The organism is Vibrio sp. qd031 (assembly GCF_002100145.1).
Lineage (GTDB): Bacteria > Pseudomonadota > Gammaproteobacteria > Enterobacterales > Vibrionaceae > Vibrio.
The window spans coordinates 58184-82410 of sequence record NZ_JXQD01000029.1 but is presented as its reverse complement, the minus strand read 5'-3'; the positions used below and the strand labels follow the sequence as shown (position 1 = coordinate 82410).

Below are 24227 nucleotides of genomic sequence, written 5' to 3'. Positions count from 1 at the left end.
CCCTCTTGGTTATGCCCGCTTTTCGTACACCCTTGGCCTAATTGCACTGCTATAGGGCGCACAATGCGAAGCCGAAACAATTAATTCATTTATTATCAATAAGATATCAACGGCACAATGCTTGCTCTGGTTACTCCTTTCAGTACAAGGAGTGTCATCATGAAACGCGAACAAGTTGTTGAAGCAATAGTTGCAACTAAAATCGAACGAGGATTATCCTGGGAAGCCATTGCGGCTGAGTTGGAACTAGGTACGGTTTGGGTAACCTCTGCTTGTCTTGGCATGAACAGCATGCCAGAAAAGCCGGCAAAAGCGCTCTGCCAGTTGCTTGACCTTCCGGAAGGTAGCCAGCGGGTATTAATGTCTTACCCAACCAAATCTTGGGATCAGGCCGTTCCACAAGACCCTTTGATATACCGTTTATATGAAGTCGTTGGCGTGTATGGCGACACCCTAAAAGAAGTGATTCAAGAACAGTTTGGCGATGGCATCATGAGTGCGATCGACTTTTCGATGGATGTCGATAAGCAGGAGGATCCTAAAGGCGATCGCGTAGTGATCACCATGAATGGTAAGTTCCTTCCTTATAAAACCTGGTAAAGACACACCATAGTCTAAAACCACAGATGTAAAAAAAACCGGCGATCGCCGGTTTTTTTATTACGATGACGCTATGCCGCCTTTGGGTCGGTCTCTACCTCTTGCGCTTTTTTGCGAAACAGGCGAAAACGCTTAGGTTTACGTTTAGCGGCTTCTTTCTCTTCCGGTGTACGTCGACTGTACATCAACAAACACGGCGTCAATACCAAGGTCAATACCGTTGCAAAGGCCAATCCACCTGCAACCGCTGTGGCTAACTGACTCCACCACTGAGTACTTGGCGCGCCCACCTGGATATTTTGGTTAATCAGATCAACGTTGGTCTCTAATACCATTGGCATCAAACCTAAGATCGTCGTCACTGTGGTTAGCATTACAGGACGTAAACGCTGCACACCGGTACGAAGAATCGCATCTTCACGACTTAAACCGCGAGCACGAAGTTTGTTAAAGGTATCGATAAGTACAATGTTGTTGTTTACCACAATACCCGCCAGTGCAATGACCCCAATCCCTGACATAACAATACCAAAAGGACGCTGGAAGATCAGCAGTCCAGCAAATACGCCAACGGTTGAGAACAGCACCGCACTTAAGATCAAAAACGCCTGATAGAAGCTGTTGAACTGAGTGATCAAAATCATCGCCATAACAGCCAGCGCCGCACCAAAAGCATTAACCAAGAATGCTTTAGAGTTATCTTGCTCTTCGTTTTGACCTTTAATGGCGAAGTTCACACCATCTGGAAGATCCAATTTATCCAGTTCTTGCTGAATGTTTGGCAACTCTAGCGCCAAGTTATACCCTTCTTGCAAGTCAGCAACCACCTCGATGATGCGTTGACCATCTAAACGGTTAATGGTGGCTTGTTTCGGCTCAGCGGTCACTTCTGCAAAATTAGTGAGCGGCACTAAGCCATTGCGAGTTTTAACGCGCAGCTCATCAAAGCGACCGATATCGCGTTTGTCTTCAGGATAACGAACTAAAATATCCACTTGGTCATCAGTATCATCCGGAAGGTAATCACCAATACGCAGACCATTGGTCACAAATTGAACCGTATTACCCACAAGCGAAGCATCAGCGCCGTAGCGCGCAGCATCGTCACGAGCAATGTCGATGGTCCAATCAATACCACCCTTATTAGAGTTGTCACTGATGTTGGTTAGCATCGAATACTGATCGGCCCAGGTTCTAACGATTTTCGCACCTTGGTCGAGATTATCTGGATTTCTAGACGTCATCTCGATAACCAGATCGTTATCTACCGGAGGACCTGCGTCAGGAAATTTAAACTCAATTTCTACACCAGCAAATTTAGCGGTGTCTTCTCTAAGATCTGCGATGATCTCTTTGATAGGACGACGCAAAGTCCAATCTACCGGAGTGATTTGAATAGAGCCAATCTCGTCACGACCGCCTGTTTTGGTATACACACTTTCAAGCTCTGGGTGGCCAACTATTTCCATTTCGATTTGACGCATGATCGCGTCTTTTTCTCTAATCGATAGGTCGCCATTCGAACGCGCTTTTACCGTGAAATAAGAAGGATCAACCTCAGGGAAAAACTCCGCCCCTAACTCTGCCTTGTTGTAGGCGTAAAACACGCCACCAGCAAACAGGATAGCCGAGATCAGCACTAAGATAGGTGCTTTGATCGCGATGGCTAAGGTTTTGTAATAGAGCCAGGTAATACCGCGAGCTTGTTCAAAATCACCTTCATGCAGTGCTAGCATTCTTTGGCGAGACTCTTCATTTTGGTATTGTGGCTTACCCATAATACCGCCAAGCACAGGGACAAATAGCAGCGCCATAACCAATGACGCGGTCAATGTGGCGATTAGCGTTAGCGGCAAGTACTTCATAAACTCGCCCGTAACATCCGGCCAGAATAGAAGCGGCGCAAACGCCGCCAAGGTCGTTGCTGTAGATGCGGTAATTGGCCACGCCATACGTTTAGCTGCGTCTCGGTATGCCTCTTTTCGCGGCATCCCTTCTTGCATACGTCGGTCGGCAAACTCGGTAACCACAATCGCGCCATCAACCAGCATGCCCACCGCCATAATCAGTGCGAACAGCACAACGATGTTAACAGTTAGGCCAAACAGAGACAGCACTAGAAGGCCAGTTAGGAACGAGCCAGGAATAGATATTCCCACCAACAGAGCTGTACGCACTCCGAGGATCGCAATAATGACAATAACCACCAGAATAATCGCAGACAACACGTTGTTCTGAAGGTCCGTCAACATCATATCAACGTCTTCTGAGCCATCATAGGTGTACTTAACTAGTAGATTGGTTGGCCAATCTTCACGAGCTTGCGCGGCTTCAATAACCGCTTTAACAATCTCAACTGACTCAATGATGTTCTCACCGGCGCGTTTTTTCACATCCAGTACTACCGAGCTTTCACCGTCCAAACGAGCAAAGCTCTCAGGGTCTCGAAACGCGCGGCGCACAGTCGCTACATCACCAAAGGTAATGATCTGTTTACCATCCACCTTGATGGGTAGCTCTAACACGTCTTGCAGAGATTCAAATACCGAAGGTACTTTTACAGAAAAACGTCCGTAGCCTGTATCGACAAATCCGGCCGCTACGACTCGGTTATTGGCCGCGACTAAGTTGTAGATGTCGCCTTGGTCAAGGCCATAACTTTCCATAAGTAGAGGATCAACGATGATCTCTACAATGTCTTCACGGTCGCCAGCTATGTCCACTTCCAGTATTTGCTTAAAGCCTTCAAGCTTGTCTTGCAATTGGCGAGCAATTTGAACAATCGAACGCTCTGGAACGGTGCCGTACAAAGCCACAGACAACACCGGCTGCATGGACGCAAAGGTCACTTCGTTAACAGTAGGATCGTCTGCGTCAGCAGGCAGTTTTGACTTAGCCAAATCGACGGCTTCTCGAACGTCTGCCATCGCTTTATTAAGGTCAGCACCGGCAACAAACTCTAACGTCACCGAGCCATGTCCTTCGCCTGCACTGGCGGTCATTTTCTTCACACCTTCAATTGAGCGAAGTTCTTGCTCAACCGGGCGCACCAAAAGACGCTCCGAGTCACTCGGCGATATGCCTTGCTGGCTGAGCGATACATAGATGATCGGGATAGTAACGTCTGGGCTCGACTCTTTCGGAATCGTAATATAAGTAGAGATACCGGCGATCAATAACATGATCAGCAGCGTCATCATCGTCCGAGAACGAGACAGCACTGCGTCTATCAAAGTAAGCATAGTCCCGTCTCCCTATTGACGAACTGCGATGACTTGGTCACCACTGCGAACAAACCCTTGTCCAACGGTAATCACATCCACTTGTTCCCCTAAGCCAGACAGCCATACGCCGTCCTGCTCTGCTTTCACAATTTGGATGCCAACAAACTCTACATGATCATCGCGTAGCGTTTTCACACCCAAGTTACCTGCATCGTCTAGCGCAAGCATCGCGGGGGTGAGCTTCACAGCCATACGAGTATCGAGTTCAAGCTCGACCTCGGCACTAATACCAGCTGGCACCGCTAAGCCTTTATTTTCTATCTCAACTTCAATCGGGAATGTGTTGGTAGTGACTGATGATGTTCTTGAAACGTAACTGAGTACGCCTGCCACCTGCTGGCCGTTAAGCAACGTCACTTTGGCTACTTGCCCTTTGGCTACTTGCTGAATGTGACGCTCACTGAGGTCAGCCTGAATAACCAGTTTTTCAAGATCAAGTATTTTGGCGACTCGGTCACCGCGCGCCACAAAGTCGCCTTCTTCGACATGCAACTCATCTAAGATGCCATTGAACGGCGCCTTGATGACTGTATCGTTTAGCGCCGTCTGTGCACTGTCCACAGTTGCTTTTGCGTCAGCCAGCGATGCTTCTGCATTGGCGAACGCGACCTCGCCTTGAAGACCACGTGTTTTCAATGACTTGGCTGCATCGTACTCTTTCTGCTTAACTTTAAGCATCGCTTTCGCACGAACCATTTGCACAGACAGATCTGATTTGTCGATGGATGCCAGTATCTGGCCTTTTTTAACGTATTCGCCTTTGCGAACGTCAAGGGCAATAATTTTCCCGCCAGTTTCTGCACTTACGTTGACAATGCGATCTGGAGCTGTACGACCGTACAGGTCGATTTTTTTTGCCACGGGTTCAGCGTTAAACGAGGTCACTACCACTCGGGCGAGAGGAATTTCGACCTCTTTATTTTCTTGGGATTTTTTGTTCTGAGTTTCTTCCTCAGCTTTCAAAACGCCCAGACCCATCCACAGGCTAAGCCCTACGAATAGAACGAGTGAGATAATCCACGGACGTTGCGCGAAGAAGCCGCCGACTCGAGATGTTGGCATAATTAAGTCCTTTTAATAATGTTATAATTCTAGAATTTTTTTACGTAATAGGCTCTAAAAACAAGCAGTTGACCCTTATACTGCTTAATACTTAAATTGGATCACACGCTAAATGAAGCACCACAACCACAAGTGGTCGTTGCATTAGGGTTATCGATGAAAAAGCGCGCGCCTTCTAGGCCTTCTGTGTAATCAACCGTTCCACCCATCAGGTACTGTAAACTCATTGGATCGACAACTAGCGTTACTTCGTCTTTAACGATCACTGCATCGCCTTCGTTGACCGCTTCGTCAAAAGTGAATCCATACTGAAAGCCACTGCACCCGCCGCCTGTGATGTAGACTCGCAGTTTAAGTTCTGGGTTTTCTTCTTCGGCAATCAGAGTCTTAACACGGCTTGCCGCAGCATCCGAAAAGTTAAGTGGTACATTCATCTCGCTCACACTAGCCTCACATTCTATAAATCACCTTAGAATACACTGTAACCTAAGGTCGGTTGTTTTGATCCATGAATTATCTATTACCTGACCGTTTCGTTCAAGTATTACCCCGCTTTGACTTAGATCTATTTTTTCTAGGAAATTCGACTAAACACTATTCTGCGATCTCAAGACTCGACTATTCGTCATTGCTCGCTACAATGCCTTCATTAATAAGAACAAGGAACCTAATCATGAGTCGTTCTTCCGAGCTCTATCAACAAGCCCAAGCGATTATACCTGGTGGTGTTAACTCTCCCGTTCGTGCCTTCAATGGCGTCGGTGGCGATCCCCTGTTTATTGAAAAAGCAGATGGCGCTTATATTTTTGATGCCGACGGTAAACATTACATCGACTATGTTGGCTCGTGGGGGCCGATGATTCTTGGTCATAACCACCCGGCAGTCCGTGATGCTGTGATTGAGGCTGCCCATCGTGGCCTAAGCTTTGGTGCGCCAACCGAGCTTGAAATCACTATGGCAAACTTAGTGTCAAAACTGGTTCCTTCAATGGAACAGTTGCGTATGGTGAGCTCTGGTACTGAAGCAACCATGAGTGCGATTCGCCTAGCCCGTGGCTACACTGGGCGCGATAAGATCCTTAAGTTTGAAGGCTGTTATCACGGTCACGCCGACAGTTTGCTGGTTAAAGCGGGCTCTGGCGCATTGACGCTTGGCCAACCAAGCTCGCCTGGTGTGCCTGCAGACTTTGCCAAACATACACTGACCGCAACCTTCAATAACCTAGACTCTGTTCAAGCGTTATTCGATGCCAACCCAGAGCAAATTTCGTGCATCATTGTCGAGCCGGTTGCCGGTAACATGAACTGCATTCCACCTGAGCCAGGCTTTTTGGAAGGTCTTCGCTCTATTTGTGACGCGCATGGTGCACTATTAATTTTTGACGAAGTGATGACTGGCTTTCGCGTTGCCCAAGGCTGTGCACAAGCACACTACAACATCGTGCCAGACCTAACTACATTGGGTAAAGTCATTGGTGGCGGTATGCCTGTTGGTGCCTTTGGTGGTAAAAAAGAAGTGATGCAACACATCGCGCCAACGGGCCCTGTTTATCAAGCGGGTACACTGTCGGGTAACCCTATTGCGATGAGCGCGGGTTTGGCTTGCCTAACCGAGCTGTCTAAAGCAGGCAACGAAGAAAAACTGGCTAACATGACCAAAAAACTGGCCGACGGCTTTAAAGCTGCAGCCGATAAACACGGTATTCCACTGCTGGTTAACCAAGTGGGTGGCATGTTCGGCTTCTTCTTTACCGAAAGAACCTCAGTAACCTGTTACCAAGACGTGGCGGAATGCGACATTGAGCGCTTTAAAACGTTCTTCCACTTAATGCTTGAGCAAGGTGTGTATTTGGCGCCATCGGCATTTGAAGCAAGCTTTACGTCACTGGCGCATACAGATGCAGACCTTGAAGCCACTCTTAAGGCTGCTGACGCCTGTTTTGCTCAACTCGCAAAATAGAGTACTAGGTACGCCGCGAGTCGTTTAACGACGATATCAATGAAGCCAGCCGATGTGCTGGCTTTTTTACATTTTTAAATGCCAGTATTCAGCATAACTAAACGCTTACTCTTCTACTTCTTTTAGATGAAAAACAGAACTTTAGTCGTTTTAGTCTGTCTCAGAAGTAGATTTGCACACAGGGTGTTTTACCGCCATTATGTACCCAACAAGCTCAATAAGGACGCTACCTTGAATACCCCATTTAAGTTCCATCCTAGTCACGGATTGATGATAGCAGCGCTGATGGCCAGTGCCGTTGCCTGCTACTTTTTGCTAGAGCCTTACATTAACTCGATTGTTATGGCATTTATCATCTCGCTATTAATGAGCCCAATTCATGAATGGATTGAATCTAAGATGCCAAAATATCGAAATACCGCTGCGGTATTGTCGTGCTTGGTGCTCATTTTTATCATTGTAATGCCGGCACTGACTGTGGTTGCGGCCATTGCTCAACAAGGTGTGGTATTTACTCAAGGCCTATTTGATTGGGTAGGCAGCGGAGGCGTCAATACCGCTTTTGAAAGCGACATGGTAGTAAAAGGCCTTGCCTTTATTAACCAATACTCTCCCTTTGATGCCATTACTGTTGAGTCTATTACCGTTAAAATCACTGAGTTTGCCTCGACCTTAGGTTCAACCCTACTTACGATTAGTACCAAAATACTGGGCGACGCCACCAGCTTTTTAATGGATTTTTTCCTGATGTTGTTTGTGCTGTTTTTCTTGCTTCGCGATAACGACAAAATCATCACCACACTACGCCATATTTTACCGCTCTCACGTAGCCAAGAAGACCGACTGTTAGGCGAAATTGAGAGTGTCTCTAAGTCGGCGGTTTTAGGATCGTTCTTAACCGCTATCGCACAAGGTTTTGCGGGTGGCTTTGCTATGTGGCTAGCCGGCTTCCCTGGCTTGTTTTGGGGCACGATGATGGGATTTGCCTCGTTTATCCCCGTCGTTGGTACTGCACTTATTTGGGTTCCAGCCACAATTTACCTGTTTGTCACTGGCGATACCACTTGGGCCATTTTCTTGGGCGTCTGGTGCGTACTGGTTGTGGGTTCTATCGACAACATATTAAGGCCGCTACTGATGCAAGGCGGCGCAGGCATGAACACCATTATGATCTTTTTCTCACTACTTGGTGGTATCAACTTATTTGGTTTGCTTGGGCTTATTTATGGGCCACTTATTTTTGCCATTACGATTGTATTGTTTAAGCTCTATGAAGAAGAGTTCGAAGGTTTTTTAAACCAGCAAGATCGTAGCTAATCCGCACCACGGTTTTGCAATAAAAAGGGCGCTGTATATGCGCCCTTTTTACTGCGCCGACTCTTTGTATAACCGATCGCTTTGTGCCACAATCCCCCTACTGACCACTGACTGCTCCTGACCTTATGTATACTGCTCCAAGCCAAATCGCTGAACGCCAAATTGCTTACTTCGAAAACACCCAATTACTTATTTTGGGCGAGATAGAAGATACGTTTGCTTTGGAACTGTCCAAGACCTGTCAGCAAGTCACTGTGGTGACCAGTAACTTTGTTACCTACCAATCATTGGTACAACATGCGCAGCTCAATGTGCACTTTTCGGTCACGGTTCCAGAGCATGTAAAAGCCGATACCTTAATGCTTTACTGGCCTAAAGCGAAAGCTGAAGCCAAGATGCTGCTTGCTGCTGCTCTGCCCCATCTTGAGGGCGACAAAGAAGTGTGTGTCGTCGGCGAAAATCGCTCAGGAGTAAAGAGTATCGAGATGCAGTTTGAACAGTATGGAAGTATCAAAAAATTTGACTCTGCCCGTCGCTGCTCATTCTACTGGGGGCGTGTAACACAGGACGTGCCGGACTTTGATTTATCACAGTGGTACACCACATTCACCGTTTCTGCTGGCGAGACGGACATTATCGTCAAGAGTTTACCTGGGGTGTTTAACCACGGGCAGCTTGATGACGGGACAAAGTTGCTGCTTGCTAACCTGCCTAAACTTAACGGTAAGGTATTAGATGTGGGCTGTGGGGCTGGCATTATTGGGTCGATTATTGCCAAACGTAACCCCCAAGTCACTGTGCACCTATGCGATATTAGTGCGTTTGCGATTGAGTCGTCCAAACAGACCCTTAAAGCTAACCAACTCGAAGGCACTGTATTTGCCAGCAATGTTTATTCTGACGTGGCACACAAATATGACGCTATCGTATCCAATCCTCCTTTCCACGCGGGTTTAGATACCTTCTACGAGGCGGCGGAAGCTTTACTTGGCCAATCGGTTGCACATTTGCATGCGCCAGGGGATATCCATATTGTGGCCAACAGTTTCTTAAAGTACCCGCCGATAATTGAGAAAGCCTTCGGGCATTGCAACACCGTCGAGAAAAATCGCAAGTTCGCGATTTATCACGCTCAGCGTTCGTAAACCTGATTTGCGTCATAAAAAAAGTGTTGCCCAGATCCAGATCTGGGCTTACCGCTACTTACATTGATGATTAAAACCGCTACTCTCAACGTTACTCTATGAGCTAATTGTCGCGGTTTGTCTTCCTACACAAGAGTGCCGCATTGTTCTAGTCACTATTGCTGTCAAAGATTGTCGATGCCTCAAATTCGCCGAAAGCCTAAATTTAAACGACTTAAAAACACTCTAACACTGGCTTTTTTACTCGTTAGCCTAGTGCCGTTGACGGTCATAGGACTGTTTTTTTTGCAGTCTCACAGTAATGACCTAGAAGCACAAAGCAAAGCTCACCTTACCTCGGTGAGAGATAACGCCGCCCAACAACTTAATGACTATTTTAAGAATCTAAAATCGGAATCTCTCGGGTTTGTTCGTTCTGAACTTGCCTATGCCAGCGGTGGCCGATTTTATGGCCTAATTAACGCCTTTCGCTCTCTTGGCGACGATATGGAACACGCACGTCAAAACGCTCAGCAGCGTTACAAAAGAGACTCTAGTGACCAACTCGCCACCCAAATAGCGAGAGACTCAGCAGAATTTGATGGCAGTGAGCGATACAGGCTCATGCATCTTCGTTATCACTCGACCTATCTTGAGCTGGTCAATCGTTCAGAATTCGATGATATTTTGCTGGTGGATATTAACGGTAACGTCGCCTATTCGGTGTATAAGCGGGACTACTATGGAACCAATCTTACCGACGAAAAATACACGGGCACACAGCTAGGCAAAACCTTTGAGCGAATAAAGCAGCGCAGCAAAGGCATAGACAAAGACGAAACCACCACCATACCGGTGGTGTATTCAGATTTTGACCTTAACGCATCCCAGCCCCATGCATGGTTTGCCGCACCAATCGTTCAGCAAGGGTATTTGCATAGTTATGCGCTGTTCCGTTTGCCGAAGGAAGGTATCGACTCTCTACTCAACAATATGCACTCTCCAGAAATGGAAGCACTGCTGCTTAATCAGCATCGTCAGGTTGTGTCGAGTAATTTAAGTATTCCTTACGATCAAGACGATGCATTACTGGATGACACTGTATTTAGTGGTATTAGTGCGATAGATACACTCACCAGCGACATCGGAGACCGTTATTTGGTGGCCTACGAACCTATTATTCAAGACACTTTTACTTGGACAGTCGCGTTCGCGCTTCCAGAAAGCGTCGCGTTTGCCAACGTGCACAACTTGCAAACGATATTCCTTGCGATAATGCTCACGGGAATATTGATCGTTACTCTAACGGCTCACTATCTTGCCAACTTCATCACTGCACCACTGCTTAAGTTAACCTGGGCGGCCGAACGGGTGTCGGGAGGCGAGCTCGATACACCGCTGTTCAACACCGATCGAAAGGACGAAATAGGACGACTTGCCGTTAGCTTTGAGCGCATGCAGCGATCCATTCGAGATAAGATTAATACCATCGGCGAACAAAATACCGCGCTTGAGGCCAATCTCGCGACCATTTCCCGACAGAACATCGAATTAAAACAAGCAGATAAGCTAAAAGATGACTTCCTAGCCACCACCTCACACGAATTACGCACCCCATTACACGGTATGGTTGGGATCGCAGAAGCACTCATTGCAGGTGCCAATGGACCAATATCGGCCAGTCATAAATATCAGCTCAACATCATAGTGAGTAGCGGCCAACGACTGTCGAACTTAGTGGATGATCTATTGGATTATCACAAAATGCGCTATGGGCATGTAGAGATTCAGCGTTGCGCCGTCAACATCAGTAATTCGACAAGCCTGGTATTAGAGCTCTCGTCGCACCTCATTAAAGGCAAAAATATTCGCATCATCAATCAAATTGATAGCTCGACACCCATGGTATTTGCGGATCCGGAGCGCAGCGAACAGGTGCTTTATAATCTGGTGGGTAACGCCATTAAGTACACCAACGAAGGTAAAATTGTACTGACCGCCACGCATATTGATGGCATGTTGCGTATACAGGTCTCTGACACTGGCCAAGGGATCCCCGCAGAAAACCTAGAGCAAATTTTTGAGCCGCTGACTCAAGTGAGTAAAGGTACCCAGCGCTATCAACAAGGGGCTGGACTTGGCCTATCCATCAGCCGACAATTGGTGGAAGTTATGGGGGGGACTCTTTATGTCAGTAGCCAACCGCAAGTAGGCACGACATTTAGTTTTACTCTCCCCTTAGCCACCCAGCAACAGATTGAACAAAGGCCTACTCATTTTGAGAGCCATTTCCAATCGCCCAAAGTGAGTGAAGCACTCCCAGAAACCCTTGAAGAGGTTGAAGAAAGCCTTGATGGTAAGTTAATTCTGGTGGTCGATGATGAGCCAGTGAACATTCAAATTTTAACCAGTTTCTTACGTCTTGAAGGGTATCGGGTTATCACTGCACAATCTGGCCAACACGCATTAACGTTAATTGATAGTCATCGCCCGCAATTGGTTCTGCTCGATATCATGATGCCAGAAATGAATGGATTTGATGTTTGTGAGGCCATTCGATTGCAGTTCGACCGTGCTCAATTACCTATCATCATGCTCACCGCACTCAGCCAGGCGGAAGACAAAGTCGCTGGATTTACAGCCGGTGCAAACGACTTTTTATCGAAACCCTTTAACAAGCAAGAACTCGCGGCACGTCTGCGAGCCCATTTTGACGCAAGTGATGCTGAATTACAGCGAATTGCCAATCAGCAACTTAGTGAGGAACTTAAATACCGTGAGCAGGTTGAAGCGAATCTACTAGAGACACAAGGTCAGTTATTAGAACAGCTCGACACGGCGCCTGAAGCGATGGTAGCCATTGACCATAAAAAACGCATAAAATTTGCCAATCAGTCGGCGTGTAAATTGTTTAAGCGCCACATTGAGCAGCTTAAACGCTCCAAAGCCGACGAGCTGTTTGCGCCTCGCTTTTTAGACACGGATAAACAGCATTGGGTTGGAGAAATCGACATTTTTGTAGAAGATACCCGCCAACATATTTCAGGGGATATTCTCCGTCTAGCAGAGGGGACAGGGCTGCAAGCGCTGTTTATTTTAAGTCGCGGCGACGGTGCAAACACCGAACGAGTAGAAAACCTTGAAATGGCGGTAGAAGCTCTTTCCGACTACGCGTTTGCTGGCGACAAGCAGCAACTGCAAAAACTGAAAGAACTCGGCGGTGAATTTACCCGACTGGCAGATAAAGTGTCGGGAGAGAGTCATGATAAACAAGATATGATGCGTGAGCTCTTAGTCGACACTATGAATCACGCTTTGGACTACTGGGAAAGTGAACAAGGGCAAACCAAGTTTACCTTCGCAGAGCAAAGTGGCCTTTGGCGTGTTTACTTAGACCGCAGCACATTGCAAACGCGAACCTTAGATAAATACCTACGTATAGAAACATTACCTAAGACGCCTCGTTGGCGAACTGTCCTAGCATCCATTGACTATATTCTCGAGCACGCCCAGAACCAAGGTTCGCAGCGTTACCAACTAGAACAGCTAAGAGAGAAACTCCAGAAACTGTTAACGAGCTGACAAGACTAGTACTCCGGAATGATGACTTACATTCAAAGTCCAGCCACACCAGTCACTGGGCTTTGTGTTAGCACCATATTAACGGCCCTTTTACAGACCATCGCCAAACTATCGCAACAATTAGTTACTCTCGACGTGTGGTAAAGCTCAACATGCTTTTTTCACGATAGAAATTAACCGCCTAATATTACCGAGTGCTCTGCGCATAAAAGGCCAAACAACCTCCTACTTGTGCAGTTTTTAATCCAATATGCGAGGAAACTCACAACATTTCGCCAGAAATAATAATCGACGTAAAATTAACGTAACTTCTATGGGGTGATCATGGTCACAGCTAGCAATGCAACAGGAAAATAACCTAATAAGTAGATAACCCCAAGGTAAGTAAGCACTAACAAACCAAGTAAATACTCATCACTGAATGCATAGGAACGTCAATTTAGCTGATTAAGATCACAGCAATTATCAGTGGTAATTTGACGGTTTTGACGTGAAATCAACGAATATTGACGGTTTTAACGGAACGCGAAATTGACCATTACCCATATAAAGTAAATTCTTGTTTCGAAGGCGGCCAAGTCACCCTCTGAACGATAAAGAGACCGACATCATTACCCCCGTTTTGATGTCGACATAAACAACAAGACTTGGTCAAATTGAGAGCGCAGTGCTCTCACCCTGTGAAACAAAGCAAGAGTAAGGATAAGCTATGCTTTCTAAAATGAAAAAAACCATCGTCGCTTCCGCTGTAGTTGCAGCAGCTGCCACATCGTTGTCAGCACCCGTCATGGCACGTGTTGAATTGACAGTGGTTCCCGATTTTTACCCTACTATGGTACGTAACTTTAACCCGTACCTAGCCACTAACCTTCGTACAACTACTGACTTCATTTATGAGCCATTGGTTGTGTTTAACGAAATGCACGGTAACAAGCCTGTCATGCGTCTTGCCGAAAACTTCTCAATGTCAGACGACTTAATGAGTGCGACGTTTGATATTCGCAAAGGTGTTAAGTGGTCTGATGGAGAAGCATTCACTGCAGATGATGTGGTCTTTTCTTACCAAATGCTAAAAGATAAGCCTGCTCTTGACCAACGTGGTATCAATAAGTGGGTGACTAAAGTAGAGAAGTTGGGTGAGCACCAAGTGCGTTTCCACTTAGCAGAAGCTAACTCTAATGTTCCTTATGAAATTTCACTGGTGCCAATCGTTGCCAAGCACGTATGGTCATCTATCGAAGATCCAACGACGTTTACCAACGAAAACCCTGTAGGTACCGGTCCATTTACAGAGATCGACACCTTTACGCCACAGCTTTATATCCAGTGTGAGAACCCTAACTATTGGGACGCTGCGAATCTAGATGTTGATTGTCTCCGTGTGCCACAGATTGCAAATAACGATCAGCTGTTGGCTAAAATCCTAAACTCTGAACTAGATTGGTCTGCATCTTTCATTCCGGATATTGACCGCACTTACGCTGCAGCCAGTCCTAATCACGGCTACTGGATCACTCCAGGTGGCACAGTGTCGTTTGTGATGAACTTCAACAGTAATGATGCTGCGAAGAAAGAAGCACTCTCTAATCTTGATTTCCGCCGCGCATTCTCAATGGCGATTGACCGTGAAACCATTATCGACATTGCTTACTACGGCAGTGGTAGCGTGAACGACTTCGCATCTGGCTTAGGTTACGCATTTGAAGCTTGGTCTGACGAAGATGTGCACAACCAATTTAAGAAGTATGCGACCTACAATGTTGATGGTGCTAAAGAGCTGCTAGCGAAAGCGGGCTTCAAAGACACGAATGGCGATGGCTATGTAGAAACTCCATCAGGCAAGTCATTTGAGCTAAACATTCAATCGGTTAACGGTTGGACTGATTGGAACAACTCTGTGCAGCTTGCAGTTGAGAGCCTAGAAGAAGCGGGTATTAAAGCGAAAGCACGTACTCCAGAGTTTGCAGTTTACAACCAAGCGATGCTTGAAGGTAACTACGATGTCGCCTTTACTAACTACTTCCACGGTGCGGATCCACACACTTACTGGAACAGTGGTTACAACTCAGCGCTTCAAAGTGGTGAAGGTATGCCTCGCTTTGCGATGCACTTCTTCCAAGATGCACAGCTTGATAACTTACTTGATAACTTCTACAAAACGGCAGACCGCTCTGAGCAGATGAATATCGCTCACGGTATTCAGAAGATCATTGCTGAAAACCAAGTAACCGTACCGGTTATGTCTAGTGGTTACCCATACCAGTACAACACAACTCGCTTCACGGGTTGGTGGACAAAAGACAATGCGAAGGGTCGTCCACAAATCTGGGCAGGTTTCCCAGAGCGTCTACTGCACGTTCTTGACCTTAAACCAGTACAGTAACACCTAATGCGGCGCGCAAGCGCCGCTCACCAACCCCGCCCCCATCGACAATTCACTCCTTGAATGAACGATGCTTTGCTTCACAGTCAGAGCGTTAGGGGTTGGTGTGCTTAATTTTCGCTAGTTTCCTTTTAATGTTGGGTCCATTTTTTCGGTAAGTAAGGTGTGTTATGGGCTATTTTCTAAGACGTTTGTCGTTCTACCTAATTGCGTTAGTAGTGGCTGCCACTATTAACTTTATCATTCCAAGAGCCATGCCTGGCGATCCGGTGACTATGATGTTCGCCAACGCAACGGCCCAAGTGACACCAGAGCGTATTGCGGCGATGAAAGAGCTGCTTGGTTTTGTTGATGGCGGTTTGTGGGTGCAATACTTTACCTACATAAAGAGTATCTTAAGCTGGGAGCTTGGTACCTCGATCAAATTCTACCCTTTATCCGTTAATGAGCTTCTAGGAAGCGCGTTTGGCTGGTCGCTGTTTTTAGCAGGTAGTGCTGTACTATTATCTTTCTCTCTGGGTTCCATCTTGGGTATTTTTGCAGCGTGGAAACGTGGCAGCAAATACGACACCTTTATTACTCCAGGGATGCTCATCATCCAAGCGGTTCCTCAGGTCGTCATCGCTATGTTAGCCATGTTTATTTTTGCTATTGGACTTAAGTGGTTCCCAACAGGTTACGCTTATACCGCCGGAACGACTCCCGACTGGACCAGTTGGGCGTTTATTAAAGACGTCGCTTACCACGCTGTACTTCCTCTTGCCTGTGCCTCTATCGTTCAAGTGGGCGGCTTCCTAGTCAACATGCGAAACAACATGATCAACCTACTGGCCGAAGATTACATCACAATGGCTAAAGGCAAAGGGCTGAGCGAAAACCGCGTGGTATTTAACTACGCCGCTCGAAACGCAATGCTACCAAGTGTGACCGCATTATCTATGTCTCTTGGCATGGCAATCGGTGGTCAGCTGATCATCGAGATCATCTTTAACTACCCGGGTCTCGGCACTGTGTTATTCAATGCCATTACCTCTCGCGACTATCAGGTTCTGCAAGGTCAATTGCTGATAATGACGCTATTTATGCTGTTCTTTAACCTTTTGGCCGACATGCTATACGTCGTTCTAGATCCTCGCCTGCGTAAGGGAGGCAAATAATTATGCTTAATATCCTAAAACTCGTTCGCGGTAACACCGTTGCTATGATTGGTGTGACCATACTGGCGTCATTCTTATTCATCGCCATTTTTGCCCCCCTACTTACGGCCCATGCACCAGACAAACGCTCGGGCAAACCACACGAATACCCGTCGTTTGTGGTTAAAGCTGCGCAAAACAACCCAGAAGGTTGGGTTTCAGAAAATTTAGCCACTGACTCTCGCACCTTACGCATGTCAAAAGATGCCGAGCACGTATTAGGAACCACCCGTATGGGGCGTGATGTTTGGGCTCAAGTTGCCTACGGTGCCCGTGTTTCTTTGGCAGTAGGGTTTGGCGCAGGGTTGACCGTGTGCTTCTTGGCGACGGTTATCGGTGTTTCGGCTGGCTACTTTGGTGGCAAAGTCGATGAGATATTAACCGCTGCAATGAACATTATGTTGGTTATCCCTCAGTACCCACTGCTGTTTGTTGTCGCCGCATTTATTGGCGAAGCAGGGCCATTGACCATTGCGTTGATAATTGGGGTCACGTCCTGGGCGTGGGGTGCAAGGGTTGTTCGTTCACAGACGTTAGCCTTAAGAGAGAAAGAATTTGTAAAAGCGGCCGAAGTGCTGGGCGAATCTTCATGGCGCATCATTTTCGTAGAGATTCTTCCTAACCTAATCTCTATTGTTGGCGCAAGTTTCATCGGTTCAGTAATGTACGCCATCATGATGGAAGCGACCATCTCCTTCCTAGGTTTGGGGGATCCAAACACCATCAGTTGGGGCATCATGTTGTACAACGTTCAAACCTCATCATCTATGTTGATTGGCGCTTGGTGGGAGCTGCTAGCCCCTTGTCTTGCTCTGACATTACTGGTGACTGGTCTTGCGTTACTCAACTTTGCGGTCGACGAAATTGCAAACCCACAACTGCGTTCTCATAAAGGTCTTAAACGCTGGAAGAAACTTGCTAAGCAAGAGCAGCAGCAGCGCCCCGCTGAGAAAGTAGCCGTTCAACCCCACCCTATTATGCGCGGAGAGTAACACTATGAGCGAACCTTTGATTTCCATTCGCAACCTGTGCGTAGACTACATTACTGATGCGGGCGACGTGCGAGCATGTAACGACGTTAGCTTTGACATCGCTCCTGGCGAAGTGTTTGGTCTAGCGGGTGAATCTGGCTGTGGCAAGTCTACTGTAGCAATGTCTTTGATGCGCTTGCACAAGCCGCCTGCATTTATAACCGGTGGTGAAGTTATTTTTAATGGCGAAGACATCCTTCAATACAGCGATGACCGCATGCAAGGTTTTCGCTGGAGCGAGATGTCGATGGTCTTCCAAAGTGCAATGAACGCACTTAACCCAGTGTTAAATATGGAAGAGCAATTTTGCGACGTGATCATGCGCCATACCAATATGACCCGCGAGCAAGCGGTAAAACGCGCTGAAGGTCTATTAGAAATCGTCGATATTCACCCAAGCCGTTTACAAGACTACCCTCACCAGTTTTCTGGTGGTATGCGTCAGCGTCTCGTGATTGCCATCGCACTCGCGCTCAACCCTAAAATGATCATCATGGATGAGCCGACAACCGCTCTCGATGTTGTGGTTCAGCGTGAAATTTTGCAAAAAATCTATGCACTTAAAGAAGAGTTTGGGTTTGCGATTTTATTCATCACCCATGACCTTTCATTAATGGTGGAGTTCTCAGACCGAATCGGGATCATGTATTCGGGCGAGCTAATTGAAGTCGCTCCGTCAAAAGAAATTTTGCAAAGCCCTTTCCACCCTTATACCAAAGGGCTGGGCAGTTCATTCCCTCCATTGATTGGTCCTAAAACCAAGCTTACGGGTATCCCAGGCAATCCGCTCAATCTGCTCGAAATCCCACAGGGGTGCCGCTTTCAAGCACGCTGTGAACGAGTCGAAGCGCAATGTCGCGAGGTACCTACTCAGCTGCGTCAAATTGAGCACAATCGTTTTTCAAATTGCCACCTTTTTGGTGAGCCTATTGCCGCTGTCACTGTCACTGTATAGCTTTTGAGTCGGGAGAGAATTATGACAACTCAACGTGGAGAACTTCTGATTGAAGGAAAAAATCTCATCAAAGATTTTGAAGTCAGCAGTCACTCATTAAAAAATCCAATGATGCGCGCAATCAACGATGTGTCATTCAAAATGTACAAAAGCCGTGGCTTGTCGGTGGTAGGCGAATCCGGTTCTGGAAAGTCCACTACCGCAAAAATGATCGCAAAAATGTATGCACCTACGGGTGGGCAGATCGAGTATCGCGGGCGTGATATTCAAACCATTAGCAAGAAAAAAGAGCTAATGACCTACCGAGAAGGCGTGCAAATGGTGTGGCAAGACCCGTTTGGCTCGCTCAATCCAACGCACAACATTTTCCACCACATTGCACGACCACTTTTGATCCACAAGAAGATCAAACCAGGCAATAAAAAAGAGCTAGAAGAGCGTGTGTACGACCTTTTGGAGCAAGTCGGCCTCATCCCGCCTAAAGAGACGGCGGCTAAGTTCCCGCACCAACTGTCCGGCGGTCAGCGTCAACGCGTCAATCTAGCACGCAACATCGCTGTCGGTGCTGAAGTTGTATTGGCGGATGAGCCTACCTCAATGCTTGATGTTTCGATTCGCGCTGGCGTTCTTAACCTTATGGAAGAGATGAAGTTTGAAAAACAGATGTCACTTTTGTACATCACTCACGATATCGCAACCGCTCGATACATTGCTGAAGATCTTGCGGTTATGTATGTCGGACACATGGTGGAGTGGGGAGATACCGACGAACTGATCGCCAACGCTCAACACCCTTATACCCAATTACTGGTGTCAGCGGTTCCGGATCCAAGCAAATCGATTCACGAAAAATTGAAAGGCAACAAAGGGGAAATACCTTTGTGGACGCCAGAGTCTGTTGGTTGCCCATTTGCAGGTCGCTGTTCTCATGCGACCGACAAATGTACTGAACGTTTGCCGGGTGTTACCCAGCTGGCTGAAAACCATTTTGTTCGCTGCTACCTGCACGGAGAGTAGCGTTATTACAGTGTTCCTTATGTAGTGAAATAGCGGTTACACGCTGATTAGGGCAGGCTTGCCTGCCCATTTTTTTTCACTCTCTAACATTGCCATCACAATAAAATAAGAGCGATGCCCATGAAAATCACCACTAACCAGATTGGATTCAGACCGCACGATCCTAAAACGGCCGTCGTCACTTTCACTCCACTCGAAGCTCAGCAAAGTGATCAGCTTGAGCTGTCAATATACTGCGATCATCAGCTCGTCACACGCTTACCCATACCTCAAGCTGTCGCAGTCGAAGAGTGGCACCACGGACTGTTTTCTCGTGTTGATATCAGTCAGCTAACTGAAACTGGCTCCTATACATTAGCTTGTGGGGATGCGGTATCTCACTCTTTCGAAATTGCCGAAAACCTACTGATCAAAAAGACCTTTTCGGATCTATTGCACTACTTTAAATCGCAACGCTGCAGTGGGAAATTTGACGCTCATGACCGCAACGCACAGGTCGTTGGCAGCACTAAAAAACTGGATGTACACGGCGGTTGGTACGATGCGTCTGGCGATGTAAGTAAATATCTAAGTCACCTCTCCTACGCCAATTACCTCAACCCCCAACAAATTCCGATGGTTGTTTGGAATATGTTTAAGTCTGCCGAGCTCAATCAACAGCGTCAGTACCTACCCGAATTTAGCGCTGTGCGGTTACTGGACGAAGCCTATTATGGCGCTGATTTTCTTGTTCGAATGCAAGATGAGCAAGGCTTTTTCTATACAACTCTGTTTGATAAATGGAGCAAAGATACAGAGCAACGCGAGCTATGCGCCTACGAAACACAACTTGGCCATAAGTACGACAACTACCAAGCAGGTTTTAGACAAGGTGGCGGCATGGCCATCGCTGCTCTTGCTATCGCGTCGACGCAGGACAATCAGGGCGAGTACACCAATGCCCAGTATCTAGACGCTGCGCAACTAGGCTATCAGCACCTAATTGAACACAACCTAAGATATCTCGATGATGGGCAAGAAAATATCATCGATTTTTACTGTGCTCTACTCGCCTCCGTAGAGTTGCATCGAGCAACAAAACTTGACCAATATTTGCTTGAAGCCAGAGCTTGGTGCGACAAATTGTGTGCCCTGCAACGCAGTGATGATCAACACCGACACTATTGGTCTGCCAATGTCGACGGAACGCGTCCGTACTTTCATGCAGCTGAAGCGGGCTTACCGGTCATCGCGCTTTGCGCCTATTTGGAGATCGAAACGAACCAAGTTGCACGGCAACATGTTCAGCAGATTGTGAGCAATGCCGTCAACTTTGAGCTGTCTATGCAGGTAGAAGGCAGCAACCCATTTGGCTACCCAAAGCAAGTGGTGCAAGGGGTTGAGTCAGAAAAGCGCTCTTCGTTTTTTGTGGCGCAAGACAATGAGTCTGGCTATTGGTGGCAAGGTGAGAATGCGCGTTTAGGCTCGCTCGCGGCTATGGCTTATTACGCAAAACCTTGGGTCACTCAAACTCAAGCGATAGCGTTAGAGGTGTTTGCCAGTGACAGCTTGAACTGGATATTGGGCAACAACCCCTACGACATGTGCATGCTCGATGGGCATGGGCACAATAACCCTGATTATTTGCCTGAACTTGGATTTATTAATGCCAAGGGTGGGATTTGCAATGGCATCACCGCAGGGTTCGACAATGCCAACGACATTGCCTTTAACCCCACGCCTCATAAAGACGATATGCTACAAAACTGGCGCTGGGGCGAGCAATGGATCCCTCACGCAGCTTGGTTCTTACTTGCTGTGTCTACTCAGGCTTTTGATGCGCTTTCCTCAAACGATGCAACGACGGAGTTCTGATATGTATTTAGTTGGAATTGATGGCGGCGGCACCTCATGCCGAGCAAGGATCCGCACCAGCGAGGGCGCTTTAGTCGGTGAAGGTGTATCAGGAAGCGCCAATCTATTGTTAGGCGTTAATATCGCGATGAGTTCGATCGTCGAAGCGGTCACTCTGGCTGCTCAAGATGCCAACTTAGGTAAGCAACATTTTTCGCTCATGCACGTAGGCGCGGCCCTTGCAGGAGCGGAACAGAAGAGTGCATGGCAAGCCTTTATGTCGCTGCCACACCCTTTCGCAAGCATGACCCTAAATACAGACGCCTTTGGCGCCTGTTTGGGTGCACACAATGGCCGCAATGGCGCCATCATGATAGGTGGTACCGGTTCTTGTGGGTTGCTACTTAATAATGGTGAGCAATTTGTCGTTGGCGGCCGGGAGTTTCCTATTTCAGACCAAGGCGGGGGCGCGGTGATGGGACTTCGTTTGATTCAACAGGTGCTGCTCGCGGAAGATGGCATCAGGAAAAAAACCGCCCTATGTGAACATGTCATGGCGCACTTCAATCACGATGTGGATGCCATTGTTGAATGGTCCAAAACAGCCATTCCCGCAGAGTATGGACAGTTTTCCAAAAAAATATTTGAGCTTGCTTATCAAGGTGATGGCCTAGCCAACGAATTGTTGAGGCAAACCGCCGCAGATTTAGATATGTACATTCGCGCCTTAATCAACAAAGGGGCGCAGCGGGTCTGTTTGATGGGCAGCATTGCCGAACGTTTGCACGAGTGGCTTGGCGCCGATGTAAAACGTTGGATCGTAGAGCCCGAATTCGATGCCATAGAAGGGGCAATTATGTTTGCAGGAAAACCAGAGCACAATCTCTACCTTAAGGACGTAGTATGAGCATCAGTGTACAGCTTCAAGTCATCAATGAAACCGAGCCTCGCTGCCAGTTTAGAGTTGAAATCGTCAATCAAACTCAGCACGAGCTAGTCGACTGGTCACTGCATTTTACCTTTGATCGTTTTATTCAGCCTGATTCCATTGCCGAGCATAAACACACCCAAGTGGGGAGTTACTGCGAGGTAACACCCAATGCCACCTTAGCCATAGGGGAAACGTATCAATTTGAATTTGCAGCCAATAGCGCCAAATTTCGTTATTTGAGCGATAATTTTGATGACGCATTTGTTCGCAGCAATGGTGAGATGATTGCTGTAGATCTAAAACCGATTATTCTTGCCTCGCCTTATTCTCAGCGCACACAGGTTCCAGCCGTCAGTGTCGCCGATATTGCGATTATTCCTAAACCAAACAGCCTATCACGCTCGCAAGGCCAGTTTCACTTATCAACCTCGCCGACAATTGCTGTGCGAACCGAGTACGCTGGTAATGCTATTGATTGGCTTTTTGAGGAGACTCAGCGGCTGCTCAACTGGCAACGAGACGATTATGCCGAAACCGCCGATCTCTACTTGTCGCTTAACGCCAATTTAGCACCGCAGGCTTACCAGTTATCGGTTACTCAAGATAATATTACAATATGCGCTGCCAGTGCTGCGGGGTTTGGGCACGCTATTGCGAGTCTTTTACAGCTTTTTCCTGTCGACGCCGGCGACGCCATCGTACTTCCTTTGGTCAATATCGACGATACACCCGCGTATTCGCTTCGCGGCTTTATGTTGGATTGTGCACGTCACTTCCACTCAATAGAAACCATTAAAACACAGATTAATCAATGTGCTAAGTACAAGATAAACACCTTTCATTGGCACCTTACCGATGATGAAGGGTGGCGCGTAGAAATTCCGTCGCTGCCTCAATTGACACAAATCGGTGCATACCGAGGCGTAGACGACGCATTAGAGCCACAATTTACTCAAATAAAACAAAAGCACGGCGGGTTCTACTCCACTTTACAGGTTAAAGAGATCGTGGAATTTGCGCGGGTACGCGGGATCACCGTGATCCCAGAGATCGATATCCCCGGTCACTGCCGCGCAGCGATTAAATCACTTCCAGAATGGCTGGTTGAGCCGAGCGACCAGTCTCAATATCGCAGTATTCAAAATTACACCGATAATGTCTTAAATCCCGGCTTAGCAGGGACCTATCAGTTCTTGGACACTGTATTAGAGTCGTTAACCGATCTGTTTCCTGCTCCTTATGTCCACATCGGTGCCGATGAAGTTCCTGAAGGGGTATGGCTGCACAGCCCAAGTTGTCAGGCATTGATGCAGGCAGAGGGATATTCCGATACTAAAGAGCTTCAAGGTCATTTATTACGCTACGCGGAGCGTAAACTCCACTCCCTTGGCAAGCGGATGCTCGGCTGGGAAGAAGCTCAGCATGGCGATAAAGTAAGCACCAATACCGTCATTTACTCGTGGCTAAGCGAACAAGCTGGACTCGAATGCGCCCAACGTGGGCACGATGTGGTACTGCAACCCGCTCAATATACCTATTTAGATCTCACCCAAGATTACGATCCACAAGAATATGGTGTGGACTGGGCCTGTGTCTTACCACTTGAAACCGTGTACAGCTACCAACCTTTAGCTCAGCTTAAACCCTCAGATCCGCTTAGAAACAAAATTCTTGGTATTCAGTGCGCAGCGTGGTGCGAGTTAATCAATCATGGCAGCCGTTTGGAGTACATGATTTACCCACGGCTACAAGCCGTTGCTGAAGCGGCTTGGACGCAGCCGCTGCACCGTGACTGGCGATGCTTTCTCTCTCGATTAAAAGTCGAATTACCTCGCTTAGATCGAACTGGGATCCACTATCGAGATCCATGGCTTGCCAAGCCGTACGACCGACAACCTCAACAGAATTAGCTCGCAAAAAGCGAGATAGAACCAACAATTGATTGGCTGAGC

Annotated in this window: 16 protein-coding genes; 13 read left to right on the top strand and 3 right to left on the bottom strand. The window is 47.3% G+C overall.

The genetic code is table 11. From position 1 onward, the window contains the following. Positions 1-159 precede the first annotated feature (159 nt). Complete coding sequence (gene cynS / locus ST37_RS16185; protein WP_084888308.1) at positions 160-600, top strand: cyanase; 441 nt, start codon at positions 160-162, stop codon at positions 598-600. A 71-nt stretch (positions 601-671) separates the two neighbouring features. Here the strand turns inward: cynS and ST37_RS16180 are convergent, their stop codons facing one another. The 3 genes from ST37_RS16180 to erpA all read right to left on the bottom strand — a co-directional run bounded on the left by ST37_RS16180 (position 672) and on the right by erpA (position 5389). Further along, entirely contained in the window at positions 672-3842 is a 3171-nt protein-coding gene (locus ST37_RS16180) for an efflux RND transporter permease subunit (protein WP_084888306.1), read from the bottom strand. Positions 3843-3854: 12 nt separating this feature from the next. Further along, positions 3855-4946, bottom strand: a complete 1092-nt coding sequence (locus ST37_RS16175) for an efflux RND transporter periplasmic adaptor subunit (protein ID WP_084888305.1) — start codon at positions 4944-4946, stop codon at positions 3855-3857. A 101-nt stretch (positions 4947-5047) separates the two neighbouring features. Next, positions 5048-5389, bottom strand: coding sequence for an iron-sulfur cluster insertion protein ErpA (erpA, locus tag ST37_RS16170; RefSeq protein ID WP_084888303.1), 342 nt, complete (start codon positions 5387-5389; stop codon positions 5048-5050). 230 nt (positions 5390-5619) lie between these two features. On the opposite strand from erpA, the gene hemL reads away from it, so the two are divergent. The 12 genes from hemL to ST37_RS16110 all read left to right on the top strand — a co-directional run bounded on the left by hemL (position 5620) and on the right by ST37_RS16110 (position 24185). Further along, positions 5620-6906, top strand: a complete 1287-nt coding sequence (gene hemL / locus ST37_RS16165; RefSeq protein WP_084888301.1) for a glutamate-1-semialdehyde 2,1-aminomutase — start codon at positions 5620-5622, stop codon at positions 6904-6906. Positions 6907-7176: 270 nt separating this feature from the next. Further along, on the top strand, positions 7177-8223 hold the full coding sequence (locus ST37_RS16160; RefSeq protein WP_347336211.1) for an AI-2E family transporter: 1047 nt from the start codon (positions 7177-7179) through the stop codon (positions 8221-8223). 125 nt (positions 8224-8348) lie between these two features. Beyond that, positions 8349-9368, top strand: coding sequence for a 16S rRNA (guanine(1207)-N(2))-methyltransferase RsmC (gene rsmC / locus ST37_RS16155; protein WP_084888298.1), 1020 nt, complete (start codon positions 8349-8351; stop codon positions 9366-9368). Positions 9369-9545: 177 nt separating this feature from the next. After that, positions 9546-12929, top strand: coding sequence for an ATP-binding protein (locus ST37_RS16150; RefSeq protein WP_084888296.1), 3384 nt, complete (start codon positions 9546-9548; stop codon positions 12927-12929). Positions 12930-13638: 709 nt separating this feature from the next. Next, positions 13639-15312: an ABC transporter substrate-binding protein gene (locus ST37_RS16145; protein ID WP_084888292.1), complete on the top strand. Its 1674-nt coding sequence runs from the start codon at positions 13639-13641 to the stop codon at positions 15310-15312. A 170-nt stretch (positions 15313-15482) separates the two neighbouring features. After that, positions 15483-16469 carry an ABC transporter permease gene (locus ST37_RS16140; protein WP_084888290.1) on the top strand — a complete coding sequence of 329 codons (987 nt, stop codon included), beginning with the start codon at positions 15483-15485 and terminating at the stop codon, positions 16467-16469. Positions 16470-16471: 2 nt separating this feature from the next. Then, positions 16472-17500, top strand: coding sequence for an ABC transporter permease (locus ST37_RS16135; protein ID WP_084888288.1), 1029 nt, complete (start codon positions 16472-16474; stop codon positions 17498-17500). Between the two features lie 4 nt (positions 17501-17504). Continuing rightward, the gene (locus ST37_RS16130) at positions 17505-18494 is read left to right on the top strand and encodes an ABC transporter ATP-binding protein (RefSeq protein ID WP_084888286.1); all 990 of its coding nucleotides are present in this window, start codon (positions 17505-17507) and stop codon (positions 18492-18494) included. Between the two features lie 21 nt (positions 18495-18515). Beyond that, positions 18516-19511, top strand: coding sequence for an ABC transporter ATP-binding protein (locus ST37_RS16125; RefSeq protein WP_084888277.1), 996 nt, complete (start codon positions 18516-18518; stop codon positions 19509-19511). A gap of 120 nt (positions 19512-19631) precedes the next feature. Continuing rightward, the gene (locus ST37_RS16120) at positions 19632-21365 is read left to right on the top strand and encodes a glycoside hydrolase family 9 protein (protein WP_084888275.1); all 1734 of its coding nucleotides are present in this window, start codon (positions 19632-19634) and stop codon (positions 21363-21365) included. A gap of 1 nt (position 21366) precedes the next feature. Beyond that, complete coding sequence (locus ST37_RS16115) at positions 21367-22251, top strand: N-acetylglucosamine kinase (protein WP_084888273.1); 885 nt, start codon at positions 21367-21369, stop codon at positions 22249-22251. Further along, positions 22248-24185, top strand: a complete 1938-nt coding sequence (locus tag ST37_RS16110) for a family 20 glycosylhydrolase (protein WP_084888271.1) — start codon at positions 22248-22250, stop codon at positions 24183-24185. Before ST37_RS16115 ends, ST37_RS16110 begins: the two co-directional genes overlap by 4 nt. Positions 24186-24227 lie beyond the last annotated feature (42 nt).

What these genes read in the sequence shown, in the direction of transcription:
- cynS (WP_084888308.1), top strand. Translation starts at nt 160, where the DNA reads ATGAAACGCGAACAAGTTGTTGAAGCAATAGTTGCAACTAAAATCGAA.
- ST37_RS16180 (WP_084888306.1), bottom strand. Translation starts at nt 3,842, where the DNA reads ATGCTTACTTTGATAGACGCAGTGCTGTCTCGTTCTCGGACGATGATG.
- ST37_RS16175 (WP_084888305.1), bottom strand. Translation starts at nt 4,946, where the DNA reads ATGCCAACATCTCGAGTCGGCGGCTTCTTCGCGCAACGTCCGTGGATT.
- hemL (WP_084888301.1), top strand. Translation starts at nt 5,620, where the DNA reads ATGAGTCGTTCTTCCGAGCTCTATCAACAAGCCCAAGCGATTATACCT.
- ST37_RS16160 (WP_347336211.1), top strand. Translation starts at nt 7,177, where the DNA reads ATGATAGCAGCGCTGATGGCCAGTGCCGTTGCCTGCTACTTTTTGCTA.
- rsmC (WP_084888298.1), top strand. Translation starts at nt 8,349, where the DNA reads ATGTATACTGCTCCAAGCCAAATCGCTGAACGCCAAATTGCTTACTTC.
- ST37_RS16150 (WP_084888296.1), top strand. Translation starts at nt 9,546, where the DNA reads ATGCCTCAAATTCGCCGAAAGCCTAAATTTAAACGACTTAAAAACACT.
- ST37_RS16145 (WP_084888292.1), top strand. Translation starts at nt 13,639, where the DNA reads ATGCTTTCTAAAATGAAAAAAACCATCGTCGCTTCCGCTGTAGTTGCA.
- ST37_RS16140 (WP_084888290.1), top strand. Translation starts at nt 15,483, where the DNA reads ATGGGCTATTTTCTAAGACGTTTGTCGTTCTACCTAATTGCGTTAGTA.
- ST37_RS16135 (WP_084888288.1), top strand. Translation starts at nt 16,472, where the DNA reads ATGCTTAATATCCTAAAACTCGTTCGCGGTAACACCGTTGCTATGATT.
- ST37_RS16130 (WP_084888286.1), top strand. Translation starts at nt 17,505, where the DNA reads ATGAGCGAACCTTTGATTTCCATTCGCAACCTGTGCGTAGACTACATT.
- ST37_RS16125 (WP_084888277.1), top strand. Translation starts at nt 18,516, where the DNA reads ATGACAACTCAACGTGGAGAACTTCTGATTGAAGGAAAAAATCTCATC.
- ST37_RS16120 (WP_084888275.1), top strand. Translation starts at nt 19,632, where the DNA reads ATGAAAATCACCACTAACCAGATTGGATTCAGACCGCACGATCCTAAA.
- ST37_RS16115 (WP_084888273.1), top strand. Translation starts at nt 21,367, where the DNA reads ATGTATTTAGTTGGAATTGATGGCGGCGGCACCTCATGCCGAGCAAGG.
- ST37_RS16110 (WP_084888271.1), top strand. Translation starts at nt 22,248, where the DNA reads ATGAGCATCAGTGTACAGCTTCAAGTCATCAATGAAACCGAGCCTCGC.